Annotated in this window: 13 protein-coding genes; 3 read left to right on the top strand and 10 right to left on the bottom strand. The window is 71.0% G+C overall.

Annotated elements, in window-relative coordinates:
- Positions 1 to 19: 19 nt before the first annotated feature.
- The 8 genes from AC3ENQ_RS11795 to AC3ENQ_RS11830 all read right to left on the bottom strand — a co-directional run bounded on the left by AC3ENQ_RS11795 (position 20) and on the right by AC3ENQ_RS11830 (position 7,250).
- Positions 20 to 733: a DNA-3-methyladenine glycosylase gene (locus tag AC3ENQ_RS11795; RefSeq protein WP_431804813.1), complete on the bottom strand. Its 714-nt coding sequence runs from the start codon at positions 731 to 733 to the stop codon at positions 20 to 22.
- Positions 726 to 2,165, bottom strand: a complete 1,440-nt coding sequence (locus AC3ENQ_RS11800; RefSeq protein WP_431804815.1) for a hypothetical protein — start codon at positions 2,163 to 2,165, stop codon at positions 726 to 728. The genes AC3ENQ_RS11795 and AC3ENQ_RS11800 overlap by 8 nt, the downstream gene beginning before the upstream one ends.
- Positions 2,155 to 2,961, bottom strand: coding sequence for a TIGR03943 family putative permease subunit (locus AC3ENQ_RS11805; RefSeq protein ID WP_431804817.1), 807 nt, complete (start codon positions 2,959 to 2,961; stop codon positions 2,155 to 2,157). The genes AC3ENQ_RS11800 and AC3ENQ_RS11805 overlap by 11 nt, the downstream gene beginning before the upstream one ends.
- A complete protein-coding gene (locus AC3ENQ_RS11810) occupies positions 2,954 to 3,883 on the bottom strand; it encodes a permease (RefSeq protein WP_431804947.1) in 930 nt (309 codons plus the stop codon). The genes AC3ENQ_RS11805 and AC3ENQ_RS11810 overlap by 8 nt, the downstream gene beginning before the upstream one ends.
- A 97-nt stretch (positions 3,884 to 3,980) precedes the next feature.
- Positions 3,981 to 4,433, bottom strand: coding sequence for a Fur family transcriptional regulator (locus AC3ENQ_RS11815; RefSeq protein ID WP_431804819.1), 453 nt, complete (start codon positions 4,431 to 4,433; stop codon positions 3,981 to 3,983).
- A 53-nt stretch (positions 4,434 to 4,486) separates the two neighbouring features.
- Complete coding sequence (locus AC3ENQ_RS11820) at positions 4,487 to 5,392, bottom strand: metal ABC transporter permease (RefSeq protein ID WP_431804821.1); 906 nt, start codon at positions 5,390 to 5,392, stop codon at positions 4,487 to 4,489.
- Positions 5,389 to 6,261 (bottom strand): metal ABC transporter ATP-binding protein, encoded by an 873-nt coding sequence (locus tag AC3ENQ_RS11825; protein ID WP_431804823.1) that lies wholly within the window; start codon positions 6,259 to 6,261, stop codon positions 5,389 to 5,391. Before AC3ENQ_RS11825 ends, AC3ENQ_RS11820 begins: the two co-directional genes overlap by 4 nt.
- Positions 6,258 to 7,250, bottom strand: a complete 993-nt coding sequence (locus AC3ENQ_RS11830; protein ID WP_431804825.1) for a metal ABC transporter solute-binding protein, Zn/Mn family — start codon at positions 7,248 to 7,250, stop codon at positions 6,258 to 6,260. The genes AC3ENQ_RS11825 and AC3ENQ_RS11830 overlap by 4 nt, the downstream gene beginning before the upstream one ends.
- 137 nt (positions 7,251 to 7,387) lie before the next feature.
- Between AC3ENQ_RS11830 and AC3ENQ_RS11835 the strand changes: the two genes are divergently transcribed.
- From AC3ENQ_RS11835 to AC3ENQ_RS11845, 3 genes are all read left to right on the top strand, one after another.
- Positions 7,388 to 9,622 carry a heavy metal translocating P-type ATPase gene (locus tag AC3ENQ_RS11835; RefSeq protein ID WP_431804827.1) on the top strand — a complete coding sequence of 745 codons (2,235 nt, stop codon included), beginning with the start codon at positions 7,388 to 7,390 and terminating at the stop codon, positions 9,620 to 9,622.
- A gap of 103 nt (positions 9,623 to 9,725) precedes the next feature.
- Positions 9,726 to 10,667, top strand: coding sequence for an Ltp family lipoprotein (locus tag AC3ENQ_RS11840; RefSeq protein ID WP_431804829.1), 942 nt, complete (start codon positions 9,726 to 9,728; stop codon positions 10,665 to 10,667).
- Between the two features lie 19 nt (positions 10,668 to 10,686).
- Positions 10,687 to 11,058, top strand: coding sequence for a PH domain-containing protein (locus AC3ENQ_RS11845; protein ID WP_431804831.1), 372 nt, complete (start codon positions 10,687 to 10,689; stop codon positions 11,056 to 11,058).
- 74 nt (positions 11,059 to 11,132) lie between these two features.
- Here AC3ENQ_RS11845 and AC3ENQ_RS11850 read toward each other — a convergent pair whose 3' ends face one another.
- Both AC3ENQ_RS11850 and AC3ENQ_RS11855 read right to left on the bottom strand, forming a co-directional pair.
- Positions 11,133 to 11,381 (bottom strand): DUF4287 domain-containing protein, encoded by a 249-nt coding sequence (locus AC3ENQ_RS11850; RefSeq protein WP_431804833.1) that lies wholly within the window; start codon positions 11,379 to 11,381, stop codon positions 11,133 to 11,135.
- 101 nt (positions 11,382 to 11,482) lie between these two features.
- Positions 11,483 to 12,835, bottom strand: coding sequence for a dihydrolipoamide acetyltransferase family protein (locus AC3ENQ_RS11855; protein ID WP_431804835.1), 1,353 nt, complete (start codon positions 12,833 to 12,835; stop codon positions 11,483 to 11,485).
- Positions 12,836 to 12,951 lie beyond the last annotated feature (116 nt).

Below are 12,951 nucleotides of genomic sequence, written 5' to 3' on the forward strand. Positions count from 1 at the left end.
CTCCCGCGTCGTCCGTCGCTCAGGGCGTCGGCCCGGCGCCGCGGCCCCAGCGGAACACCGACACGGTCGGATCGCCCGCGATCCAGAACCGCCACGGGAAGGCATCCGTCCCCGCGACGCCCGCCACCCCCACGCGCGGACCCGAGGAGACCTCGCCCACCGGCATCTCCGGCAGCCACAGCCGGGCGAGCGCGCCCGCCCGCGGCTCGCCCGTGACGGCATCGATCCCGTCGTGGTCCGGATGCCGAAGGCCCACGGCATCTCCCAGCCGCCCCGGTCCGCGCGCGAGGTCGCGCGACGAACGTGCCGCCCGGCGCCGAGCGAACGCGGCATCCTCCCCCTCGATCACTTCGCCGGCGCGCAACAGAATTCCGCCCGCGACGCCCTCCGGGCCGGTCACGACATTGACGCACGAATGGATGCCGTGACTGAGGTACACGTAGAGATGCCCGGGCTCTCCCCACATCGTCGCGTTCCTCGCCGTCGGCCCCATGCGGGCGTGCGAGCCGGGGTCGGCCACCTCGCCCGTCCCGGCGCCGTGGTACGCCTCGACCTCGGTGAGGCGCACCGCGACGGTCGCCTCCGCGAGCGCCGCACCGGTCGTCACCTCGAGCACGCCGCCCAGGAGGCGCGGCGCGACCTCGACCGGCAACCCGGCGAGTGCGGCCCGGGTCGCGGGGACGAGCCCCACGCGTCGGTCCGCGGAGCCCGCGCGCCCGCCGCGCTCAGCCACGCGGGGGCACCTGGCACCAGGAGATGTCGAACCCCTGCAGCGCGACGACCTCCTCACCGCGCTCGTCGCCGGCGATCGAGACGACGTGCGTCTGGACCGTCTGCGGGAGCGGCAGCAGGTGCCCGTCGTACGGGTTGTCGACCGCGTTCGGTGCGACGAGGAACGCGGCGTAGCGCCCGCTCGGCGAGACGCACGTCTCGATCAGCGTGTCGGCGGGGGCGACCTCGAACACGGGATCGGCGGCGCCCTGCGCATCGACGACGTTCACGGTCGTCGAGCGCACCGTGAACCCGTCGAGGATCGCGAGTGCCCGCAGCGTCGTGCCGTCGGCGAGCGGGGTCACCGTGTTGACCTGGCCGAGCGCCGGATCGGTCGCGGGGAGCGGAACCTCCTGCGCGGTCGCGAGGTCGATCGCGACGGGTCCCTCGACGCGCTCGACCACGACGGTCGTCGAGCCACGGGCGATCCCGTCGATCGCGACGGCGTTGCCGAGGGCGACGGGGGCGGTCTGCGCGGCGTCGGCCGTGGGAGGGGTCACGAGGGTCAGCGCGCCGTCGAACGTGAGCATCAGGAGGGTGTCGGTGCCCGGCACGAAGCGCCAGTCGTCGACGCGCGACTCCCCGCCCGTGCGGACGATCTCGGTCGGCGCAGCGTCGTCGCCGGACGACCCGATCGGGACGGTGAACAGCAGGCTCTCGCGGGCGCCGGCCGTCCCGATCGTCGCGTCGGTGAAGGTGTAGCCGATGAGGTTGCCGCGATCGGCGCTCTGCAGGTTCGAGATCGTTCCCGTGCCGGGGAGGGTGAGCTCGCGCGCCCCCTCGCCGTCTCGGTCGGTCACGATGAGGTGGGAGTGGCCGTCGTCGTCGAGCGTCGAGATGACCAGGTGCGACGCCGTGGCGCGGAAGTCCTCGATCTGCGGGTCGGAGAAGACCGGCACCGCGGCATCCCCCTTGAGATCCGTCCGGAAGATCGTGTCGCCGTCGCTCCCGCGCTGGAGCAGGAAGGTCTCGAGCGGCGGCGTCGTGAAAGTCTTCGTGAGGGTGGTGGATGCCCCGCCGCCGAGCCCCCGCACGTCCGTGATGGTGACCGTGTACTCGGTGTCGTCCCAGAGGGGCAGCGCGAAGCGGATGCCGACGCTCCGCCCCGACGTGTCGACGGTGACGTCCGCCGCGGGCGAGACGTGCACCTGGTCGGGCGTCACCTCGGCGAGCGACTGCGTCGTCGTGAAGATGAGGCGGGCGCCGGCGGCGTTGATCGCCGCGTCGGGGTCGACGCTCACGCGCGTGACGCGCGGGCCCTGCGCGACCGAGACGGCAGCGGTGGTGAGCCCCACGACGGCGAGGAGCGCGACGACCGCGACGAACGCCGAGAGGAATGCCCGCGAGCGGCGTCGGCGGGTGCGCGCTCGGCGCGTGGAAGCGTCAGTACTCATACGGATCGCGGGGCTCGTCGACCTGCTCGACCGACGTCGGGTGGATCGCGAGGCGCCCGCCGTCGTCGCGGATGGTGCCGGTGACCGTCACCCACTGCCCCGTCTCGACGTCGCCACCGGTGGCGATCGGGACGCTCGCCGGCTGCGCGTCGATGACGCAGTGCGTGATGACGAGCCGCGTCAGCGCGAATCCGCCGTCGGCGGGCGTGGCGAAGCCCGTCAGGGTGACCTGGTCGCCGTCGAACGCCTCGGGGTTCGTCGCCGTCGCGAACACGCTCGCCCACTCGCCGACGCCGAACGTCGCGGTGTCGCCCGTCGCGGCGAGCGCGACGGTGTCGGCGCCCTGGAAGAGCGGCGCCGACCCGGTGTCGCGCTGCATCGCGATCTCCGCCGAGAGGGTCGCGGGAGGAGTGAGGAGGATCACCGCGACGACGCCGGTCGCGACGATGCCTCCGCTCACGGTCGCGGCCGTCGACCACGGTGTGGCGACGGGATGCGCGTGATCATCGTGCGCGTGGCCGTCGTGCGCGTGGCCGTCGTGCGCGTGCCCGCCGGAGCCGTGGTCGTGCCCGTGGTCGAGCTCGGCGCCGCGCGGCAGCGCGAAGCTCACCGCGCAGCCCACGAGCGCGACGATCGCCATCGACACGGCGAACCAGGTGGATGCCGGGTTGATGTACAGCGCCAGCTGCCCCGTCAGCCACAGCGCGATCGTCACCGCCGACAGCGCCGCCGCGAGCCCGACGCCGAGCAGGCGCGACCCGGTGAACTCGCGGACAGAACGCTTCTCGTCAGACAAGGACGTTCACCACCGATCCGAGCGCGGCGGCGAAGAGCACGACGATCACGACCAAGCCGACGAGCACCTTCGTGCGGAACGTCGTCCGCAACAGCGCCAGCATCTTGACGTCGACGAGCGGACCGACGATGAGGAACGCCACGAGCGACCCCGGCGTGAAGGTCGACGCGAACGACAGCGCGAAGAACGAGTCGACATTCGAGCAGATCGCGACGATCATCGCGAGCGCGATCATCGCAACGATCGACAGGGCCGGGTTCGATCCGATCGCGAGCAGCGCATCACGCGGAACGACCACCTGCACGGCGCCCGCGAGCGCCGACCCGATGATGAGCGCGGGCATGACGGCGCGCAGCTCGATGACGAACTGCGCGAGGCTCTTCCGCCCCCGATTGCGCGGCAGCGCGGCATCCCTCTCATGGGTCAGCTCGCACGTGGCGGCGAAGCGCTCCGTGAGGAGGGCGTCGGGGTCGGGATGCCGACTGTACAGCCACCCGATGAGGTTCGCGACGGCGAAACCGCCGAGCAGGCGCGCGACGAGGATGCCGTCGTCGAAGCCGAACGCCTGATGCGTCGTGATGATCACGATCGGGTTCACGATCGGCGCCGCGATGAGGAAGGTCAGCGTCTCGGGCACCGTGAACCCGCGGATCATCAGCCCCCGGGCGAAGGGGACGTTGCCGCACTCGCACACCGGCACGAGCATGCCGAGGAGCGAGAGGACCATCCGGCGCGCCCACGCGCGGCGCGGCATCCAGCGCTCGATGACGCCCGGCGGCACCCACACCTGCACGACGATCGACAGGAGAACACCCAACACGACGAACGGCATCGACTCGACGAGCACGCTGATCGAGAGGGTCAGGCCGTCCTGCAGGCGCGTCGGCAGCGCCGGTCCGGGTGAGAGGAGCGCGACGACCACGAGGCCGGCCGCGACGAGGGCGCCCGCCGTGAGCAGTCCCCCGCGACGGAGCGTCGGGTCGCGTTCGAGACGGCTCGTGCGCGGCGCGAACGTCTGCTCAGGCACGCTCACTCGCGGCGGCACGTTCACCCGCGGTGGCGGCGAGAGCCTCGAAGGCGGAGCACTCGGCGCACAGACCGAAGATGTCCACGACGTGCTCGGCGTGCGTGAAGCCGTGGGCGCTCGCGGTGCGCTGCGCCCATTCCTCGACCTCGTGCGCTTCGATCTCCACCGCTTTCCCGCAGGAACGGCAGATCAGATGGTGGTGGTGGCCGGTCGTCGTGCAGGCGCGGTAGATCGCCTCGCCGTCGGGACTCTGCAGCTGGTCGGCCTCGCCCGACGCGGCGAGGGTCGCGAGCGCGCGGTAGACGGTTGCGAGCCCGATGCCCGTGTTGTCGTCACGGAGCGCCGCGTGCAGGTCCTGCGCGCTGATGAAGCCGCCGGCGTCGCCGAGCGCCGTGCGCACGCGATCGCGCTGCCACGTGTTCCGCTGGGCCTTCGGCTGGGGCATGACGCGAGTCTACCGACGGGCCTTCGGAGAGGGCTGGGAACCGAGCATGCGGCTCACGCGGCGCTTCCGGCGTTCTCGGCCGCGACGACGTCGGGCGCGGCCGGGCCGCGCGAGACGCGTCCGCGCCGGTTCCCGACGATGCGGCAGACGAGGTAGATGAGGAACGACAGCGTCGTGATGTACGGGCTCACCGGCAGGGTGCCCATGACCGCGAGCAGGATGCCTCCGACCGCCGACACGATCCCGAACAGCGCCGCGAGCAGCGGCACCGACACCGGCCCCGACGCGACGCGGAGCGCTGCGGCGGCGGGCGTGACGACGAGGGCCATGACCAGCAGCGCGCCGATGATGTGGACGGCGGCTGCGACGACGAGACCGAGCAGCAGCATGAAGCCGAGCGACACCGCGACGGTCGGCACCCCGCGCGCGGCCGCCGACTGCGGATCGAGCGAGTCGAAGGTCAGCGGTCGCCAGATGATCAAGAGCGCGACGAGCACGAATGCCGAGATCGCGATGAGCCAGCCGAGTTGGTCGTTCTGCACGGACACGATCTGCCCGGTCAGCAGGCCGAAGCGGTTGGCGCTGCGGCCCTGGTAGAGCGACAGGAACAGGATGCCGAGGCCGAGCCCGAACGGCATGAGCACCCCGATGATCGAGTTGCGGTCTCGCGCGCGGGCACCGAGGACGCCGATGAGCGCCGCCGCGATCACGGACCCGACGATCGATCCCGTCACGACGTCGAAACCGAACAGGAGCGCGGCCGCGGCCCCCGCGAACGACAGCTCGCTGATGCCGTGCACCGCGAAGGCCATGTCGCGCTGCATGACGAAGACGCCGATGAGGCCGCCGACGAGACCGAGGACGGCGCCCGCCCAGATCGAGTTCTGCACGAGGGCGAGGATCTCGAGGTAATCCGAAGCCCCGCCGAAGAACGCGGTGCCGATGTCGTCCCAGCTCACGCGTCATCCTCGTGGTGATGATCGAGCTCGTGATGATGATGCGCGCCCTGCTCGGCATCCGGCGCACCGACGACGACCAGTCGCCCGCCCGCCCGCAGCACGAACACGGGTGTGCCGTACAGCGCCGAGAGCACCTCGGAGGTCAGCACCTCGGCGGGCGATCCGAGGGTGAATCGCCCGTTCGCGAGGTACAGGATGCGGTCGACGGCGCTCAGCACGGGATTGATGTCGTGGGTCACGAGGAGGACCCCGGCACCGGCGCCGCCCTCGCCTCTCCGACCTGTCTGCGCGCCGACGCGGTGCGCGTCGATCAGCCGCACGACAGCCTGCTGATTCGCGAGGTCGAGGCTCGTGAGGGGCTCGTCGCACAGGAGCAGACGCGGATCGTCGGCGAGCGCCTGCCCGACCCGCAGACGCTGCTGCTCACCGCCCGAGAGCACGCCGACCGGCTGGTCGGCGAACGCTCGCGCGTCGACCTCGTCGATCAGGCTCTCGACGCGCTCCCGGTCGCGCCGACTCGGCAGCGGCAGACCGAACCGGTGCCCGTTCACACCGAGCGCGACGAGGTCGCGGCCGCGCATCGGGGTCTCTGCGGTGAGGGGGCGCGACTGCGGGAGGTAGCCGACGTGCCGGTTGCCCTTGCGGTGCACGCGCTCGCCGAGCGTCTCGATGCTGCCCGAGCTGAGCGGCTCGAGCCCGAGGATCGCCCGCAGAAGCGTCGTCTTGCCCGAACCGCTCGGCCCGAGCACCGCGACGAGCTCGCCGGGGGCGACGTCGAGGTCGAGGCCGCTCCACAGCGTCCGGTCGCCGCGCCGGAGCGACGCGTTCCGGATGCGCAGGACCGGCGCCGGGGACTGCGAGGTGCTCACTCGGCGAGGCTAGCCGAGATCGCGTCGATGTTCGCCTGCATCCACGTGAGGTAGGTCTCGCCCTCGGGGAGAAGCTCGCTGACCTCGTTGACGGGGATGCTCTGCGCCTTCGCAACCGAGATCACCTGGTCGGTCTCGGGTCCGCCCGTCTGCGCGTTGACGAAGAGGATGCGGACGGTGCCGCCCTCGAGGATGCGCGTCGCCTCGAGCAGCGTCGCGGGGGGAACGTCCTGCCCCTCCTCGACGGCTTCGCTGAAGGCATCCGGCGTCGCGTTCTCCAGGCCCGCCGCGGCGGTGAGGTAGAGCGGCACGGGCTCGGTGACGAAGATCTGCTCCCCGCCGTGGGCCGCCGCGATCTTCTCGAGCGAGTCCTCGAGGCCCTCGATGCCCTGCGCGAACTCTTCGTAGTTCTTCTCGTACGTGTCGGCGTTCGCCGGGTCGAGCTCGCCGAGCTGGTGCGCGATCTCCTCCGCAACGTGCGCGATCGTGTGCGGGTCGTACCAGACGTGCTCGTTGAAGCCCTCGACGTGGCCGTGCCCGTCGTGGTCGTCGTCGGCGTGGGTCTCGTCGGCGTCGTCGGTGTGCTCGTGGCCGCCGTTGCCGGGCCAGTCGTGCGAGAACTCGACGGCCGTGACGACGGGAGCGTCGGTGCCGGAGGAGTCGATGAGGGTATCCATGAAGGCGTCGTAGCCGCCGCCGTTCTCGATGATCAGGTCGCCCTTCGAGACCGCCAGCTTGTCGGAGGCTGTCGCCTCGTATTCGTGCGGGTCGGCCGAGACCGAGTCGATGATCGAGGTGACCTCGATCGCGTCGCCGCCGATCGCCTCCGCGATGTCGCCGTAGACGTTCATCGAGGCGACGACCGTGATCACCCCGTCGTCCGATGCCCCCGAGCTGTCGGCGTCGGAGCCGGAACCCGCGCAGCAGGCGAGGGCGAGGACGGATGCCGCGCCGAGCGCGACGGTGCCGAGAAGTCTCCGTGAGGTCATGCGACGATCCTATGCCTACTGATAATCGTTCTCAAATTTAGGTGCTCCGCAGGCGCCACCCCCATCGCGCGGAATACCCCCCGGGGGTATCCTGTTGTTGCCGACAGCGGAGGATTCCCGCCGCGCGAGGAGAGCAGATGACCGACCCGATGCACCACCACCCGGATGTCGCCACCCCCGACACCGATACCGACGCGACGGTCGACGACGCGACGGTCGACCACGCCGCGCACCACGACATGGATGCGCACCACGATATGGACGGGCACGCGGGGCACGACATGCACGCCGGGCACGACATGCACGCGGGTCACGACATGCACGTCGGGCACGACATGCACGCGGGTCACGGCGGTCACGACATGGGCGGGCACGCGGGGCACGGCGGGCACGCGGGTCACGTCGCCCGCTTCCGGCGCCTCTTCTGGATCAACCTGATTCTCGCCGTCCCTGTCGTCCTCCTCTCGCCCATGTTCGCGATGCTCATCGGGTACGAGCTGCCCGACGTCCCGGGCATCTCGTGGGTCGCGCCGATCCTCGGCACCGTCATGTACTTCTGGGGCGGGTGGCCGTTCCTCACCGGCGCCGTCGAGGAGTTCCGCGCCCGGCGGCCCGGCATGATGATGCTCATCGCGCTCGCCATCACAGTCGCCTTCGTCGCGTCGTGGGGCGCACGTCTCGGCATCCTGCACCATGATCTCGAGTTCTGGTGGGAGCTGGCCCTGCTCATCGTCATCATGCTGCTGGGCCACTGGATCGAGATGCGATCGCTCGCCGCGACGACGTCCGCGCTCGATTCGCTCGCCGCGCTCCTGCCCGATGAGGCCGAACGCGTCGACGGCGACCGCATCGTCACCGTCTCGCCCTCCGAGCTGCGCGTCGGCGACGTCGTCGTCGTGCGCCCGGGCGGCAGCGTCCCCGCCGACGGCCGCGTCGTCGACGGCACCGCCGACATCGACGAATCGATGGTCACGGGCGAGTCGCGGCCCGTCACGCGCGGGGTCGGCGACACCGTCACGGCGGGCACCGTGGCGACCGATTCCGGGCTCCGCGTGGAGGTCACCGCGACGGGCGACGACACGACGCTCGCCGGCATCCGCCGCCTCGTCTCCGAAGCGCAGAGCTCGACCTCTCGTGCGCAGCTGCTCGCCGACCGCGCCGCCGCATGGCTCTTCTGGTTCGCGCTCGGCGCCGCGGTCGTCACCGCGATCGTCTGGACCGCGATCGGCGACCCCGACAGCGCCGTCGTCCGCACGATCACGGTGCTCGTCATCGCCTGCCCGCACGCGCTGGGACTCGCGATCCCCCTCGTCGTCTCGATCGCGACCGAGCGCGCCGCGCGCGGGGGCGTGCTCATCACCGATCGACGCGCGCTCGAGGCGATGCGGACGGTCGATGTCGTCGTCTTCGACAAGACCGGCACCCTCACGACCGGTCGCCCGACCGTCACCGACATCGCGGCGGAGTCCGGGCACGAGCGCGACGAGATCCTCGCCCTCGCCGCCGCGGCGGAGGCAGACAGCGAGCATCCCCTCGCGCGTGCGATCGTCGCCGCGGCCGACGAACGCGGACTCACCCGCTCCACGGCCACGGGCTTCCGCTCCGCGCCCGCGGTGGGCGTCACCGCGACGGTCGACGGTCACGAGGTGCGCGTCGGCGGCCCGCGCCTGCTCGACGAGGTCGGCGGGCGCGAGTCGGATGCCGCCGGCGCGTGGCGTCGCGAGGGCGCGATCATCCTGCACGTCGTCGTCGACGGTGCTGTCGTCGGAGCGCTCGCCCTCGCCGACCGGGTGCGTCCCGAGTCGCGCGAGGCGATCGACGCCCTCCACGCCCGCGGCATCGAGGTCGTCATGATCACAGGGGATGCCGAAGCGGTCGCGCAGTCCGTGGCATCCGAGCTCGGCATCGACCGGGTGTTTGCGGGCGTGCGCCCCGAAGACAAGGCGTCGCGGATCGCGGGCCTGCAGGCCGAGGGGAAGAAGGTCGCGATGGTCGGCGACGGCGTCAACGACGCCCCCGCGCTCGCGCAGGCCGACGTCGGCATCGCGATCGGCGCCGGCACCGACGTCGCGATCGCCTCGGCGGGCGTCGTCCTCGCGAGCGACGATCCTCGCTCGGTGCTCTCGGTCATCGAGCTGTCACGGGCGAGCTACCGCAAGATGCGGCAGAACCTGTGGTGGGCGGCGGGCTACAACCTGATCTCCGTGCCGCTCGCGGCGGGAGTGCTCGCCCCCATCGGCTTCGTGCTGCCGATGTCGGTCGGCGCCCTGCTCATGTCGGCGTCGACGGTCGTCGTCGCCCTCAACGCCCAGCTGCTGCGACGCCTCGACCTCTCGCCGGAAGCGAGCGTGCGTTCCGCCCGCACGCGCTGAGTGGGGATGCCGGGCGCGCACGCGATCTGCCGATGTCCTAGGCGGAACGTAGACTCAGATAAATGAGAACTTTCTCATAATCTAGTCACAGCCTGGAGTCAGCATGACCGACCCGTCCACGTCCCCCACGCCGCCGCCCGCACCCCCGGTCGGTCCTTACGCCCCGCCGACGAACCCGTACAGTGCGCCGGCCGGTCCTGCCCCTGTCGGGGCAGTCCCCCAGCCGACGAATCCCTACGCGGCGCCCACCGCTCCCGCGCAGCCGTACCTCGCCGGCGCGCCGACGGCTCTGTCCCGGCCGGGTGCGCAGCCGGGCGGCAAGAGCTTCATCGCGACCTGGCTCTTCGCTTATCTCCTCGGCTTCCTCGGCGTCGACCGGTTCTACCTGGGCAAGATCGGCACCGGCATCCTGAAGCTCGTGACGTTCGCCGGTCTCGGCATCTGGTGGCTCGTCGACGTCATCCTGGTGCTGAGTGGGTCGCAGAAGGACAAGTGGGGGCGTCCGCTCGTCGGGTATGAGCAGTACAAGAAGGTCGCTTGGATCGTGACAGCAGCCCTCGTCGTACTCGGAATGATCATCGGTGCCGTATCGCCGAAGCCTGCAGTCTCGGCTGTAGCCGACCGACCGGCCGCACTCGTCTCACCCGCCGTCGATGAGACCCCCGCGGAGGATGAGAGCCCCGCCGCCGAAACGCCCGTCGTCGAGGAGCCCGTCGCGTCCCCCACCGCTGAATCCGCGCCTGCGGCACCTGCTGCCACTCTCTCGCAGCAGAACGCCACGCGCTCCGCGGAGAGCTACCTCCGCTTCACCGCGTTCTCGCGCACGGGTCTGATCTCGCAGCTGGAGTACGAGGGATTCGAAACGGCCGACGCAGAATACGCCGTCGACCACGTCACCGTGGACTGGAACGAGCAGGCGGCCAAGTCCGCACAGTCCTACCTCGAGTTCACCTCCTTCTCTCGCCAAGGTCTCATCGACCAGCTCCTCTTCGAGGGGTTCACCGCTGAGCAGGCAGAGTACGGCGTCGCCGCCGTCGGCTACTGATACGGCGAGAGGACACATCATGGAACCTTCCGCGATCCTCACGTGGACCCTCCAGCGCGAGATCCCGATCCCCGCCGACATTGAACCTCTGCTCCTGCAGGGCGAGCAGGCCGTCGCTGCCTTTGCGACGTTCCGAGACTCGGCCGTCTTCACGACGAAACGTCTCATCGTGCGTGACGCGCAGGGCATGACGGGCAAGAAGGTCGAGATCTACTCCTTGCCCTACTCGGCCATCAATATGTGGTCGAGCGAGAACGCCGGCACGCTCGACTGGAACTCCGAGCTCGAGCTCTGGACCCGCGCGGGGCACATCAAGATCAAACTCGGCCGCGGTATGGATGTACGGCGTCTCGATGCACTCATCGGCTGGGCGGCGTTGCAGAGTTCCTGATCCGCGCACGGCGTCGACGCGTCCGCCGCCTGAGGACCGGGCGAGGCGGCGACGCGTCGACATACCGCGACGCGTCAGCTCTGGTGCGCCCTCACGTAGGCGACGACGGCGTTCGCGTGGCCGTGTCCGAGGCCGTGGTCTTCTTTGAGAACGCGGACGACCTCCATGTGGCCGTCGCCTTCGGTCAGCCTGTCGGCGGCGATGTCGAGCCACTCCTGCACCGGACGCCCGTACTGCCTCTCGATACCCGGGAAGTAGCTCGCCGGTCCCTTCGGCTTCGCCCCCTCCGGGATCACCGGTGCGATCACTCGCCCTGTCGTCATGGCGTCACCCTATCCGCAAGCCGCCTGCCGATCCACCGGTCGAGCCACCGGTCGAGCCCGACTGCACGGAACCGGGGAGCGCGGGCGCCTGAGCGCGACCCTCAGTCCAGCAACAGCGCCGGCTCTTCGAGGATCGACGCGACGTCGGCGATGAAGCGGCTCATGCCGTCGCCGTCGATGACGCGATGGTCGAACGAGCCCGACACCGTCGTCACGAAGCGGGGTCGCACCTCGCCCTCGACGACCCACGGCTTCTGACGGATCGTCCCCATCGCGACGATGCCCGACTCCCCCGGGTTGATGATCGGCGTTCCGGCATCCATCCCGAAGACGCCGATGTTCGTGATCGTGATCGTTCCGCCCTGCTGGTCGGCGGGGCTCGTGCGGCCCTCGCGCGCCGTGAGCGTGAGCTTCTCGAGCGCCGCGGCGAGCTCGCGCAGGCTCAGGTCCTGCGCGTCCTTGATGTTCGGGACGAGGAGCCCCCGCGGGGTCGCCGCGGCGATGCCGAGGTTCACGTAGTTCCGGACGTGGATCTCGGCCGACCCGTCCTCGTTGTCGATCCACGCGGCGTTGACCGTCGGCGTCCGGCGGCACGCCCAGATGACGGCGCGCGCCATGATCAGCAGCGGCGACACCTTGATGTCGGCGAAGTCGGGCGACGCCTTCAGGCGCTTGACGAGCTCCATCGTGCGCGTCGCGTCGACGTCGGTCCAGACGGTCACGTGCGGCGCGGTGTACGCGGAGCGGACCATGCCGGATGCCGTGGCCTTCCGCACCCCCTTGACGGGGATGGTCTCCTCGCGGCCGGGGAGGGAAGCGGCGGATGCCGGAGGCACCGGCGCCATGCCTGAGACGGGGATCGTGCGCTCGCGCTCGACAGGAGCGGCGGGGGTTGCGAGGTTCCGGAAGACGCTCGCCTGCTCGGCGTGGGCGACGACGTCGTCGCGCGTCACCTCGCCGGCCGGGCCGCTCGGAGTCACTTGCGCGAGCTCGACGCCCAGGTCGCGCGCGAGCTTGCGCACCGGAGGCTTCGCGACGACGCCGACCGACGCCTTGACGGCGGCTGTCCGCTCGGCGGGCCGGGCGCTGCGCCGCGAGGCGACCGCGCCGCCCGTGCCGTAGCCGACGAGCACGGCGCCTTCACCTTCGTCCTCCGCGGGGGCCGCCGGCTCGCCGTGCGCCGACAGGCCGGCGGCGGCATCCGGCTCTGCGGCACCGCCCGCGATCGTGATGATGGGGGCGCCGACCGTGACGGTCTCGCCCTCGGGCGCCAGGAGCTCGCCGACGGTCCCCGAGAACGGCGACGGCAGCTCGACGAGCGACTTCGCGGTCTCGATCTCGACGAGGACGTCGTTCACCTCGACGGTGTCGCCCGGCGCGACGCGCCACTGGACGATCTCGGCCTCGGTGAGTCCTTCGCCGACGTCCGGCAGGTGGAAGGTCTGCGTGCTCATGGTTTCTTCCTCTTCCTCTTCTCCCTCTCCCTCGCCCCCGCCCCCTGACCGCGAAACTGCTTCTGCGCCTCGAGACTGCGGCTACTGACCACTGTCTCGACCTACAGATGCAGTCT

It is taken from the genome of Microbacterium sp. bgisy203 (genome assembly GCF_057706945.1).

Coding starts and splice junctions, on each gene's coding strand:
- AC3ENQ_RS11850 (WP_431804833.1), bottom strand. CDS start 11,381: ATGACGACAGGGCGAGTGATCGCACCGGTGATCCCGGAGGGGGCGAAG.
- AC3ENQ_RS11800 (WP_431804815.1), bottom strand. CDS start 2,165: ATGAGTACTGACGCTTCCACGCGCCGAGCGCGCACCCGCCGACGCCGC.
- AC3ENQ_RS11840 (WP_431804829.1), top strand. CDS start 9,726: ATGACCGACCCGTCCACGTCCCCCACGCCGCCGCCCGCACCCCCGGTC.
- AC3ENQ_RS11830 (WP_431804825.1), bottom strand. CDS start 7,250: ATGACCTCACGGAGACTTCTCGGCACCGTCGCGCTCGGCGCGGCATCC.
- AC3ENQ_RS11855 (WP_431804835.1), bottom strand. CDS start 12,835: ATGAGCACGCAGACCTTCCACCTGCCGGACGTCGGCGAAGGACTCACC.
- AC3ENQ_RS11845 (WP_431804831.1), top strand. CDS start 10,687: ATGGAACCTTCCGCGATCCTCACGTGGACCCTCCAGCGCGAGATCCCG.
- AC3ENQ_RS11815 (WP_431804819.1), bottom strand. CDS start 4,433: ATGCCCCAGCCGAAGGCCCAGCGGAACACGTGGCAGCGCGATCGCGTG.
- AC3ENQ_RS11835 (WP_431804827.1), top strand. CDS start 7,388: ATGACCGACCCGATGCACCACCACCCGGATGTCGCCACCCCCGACACC.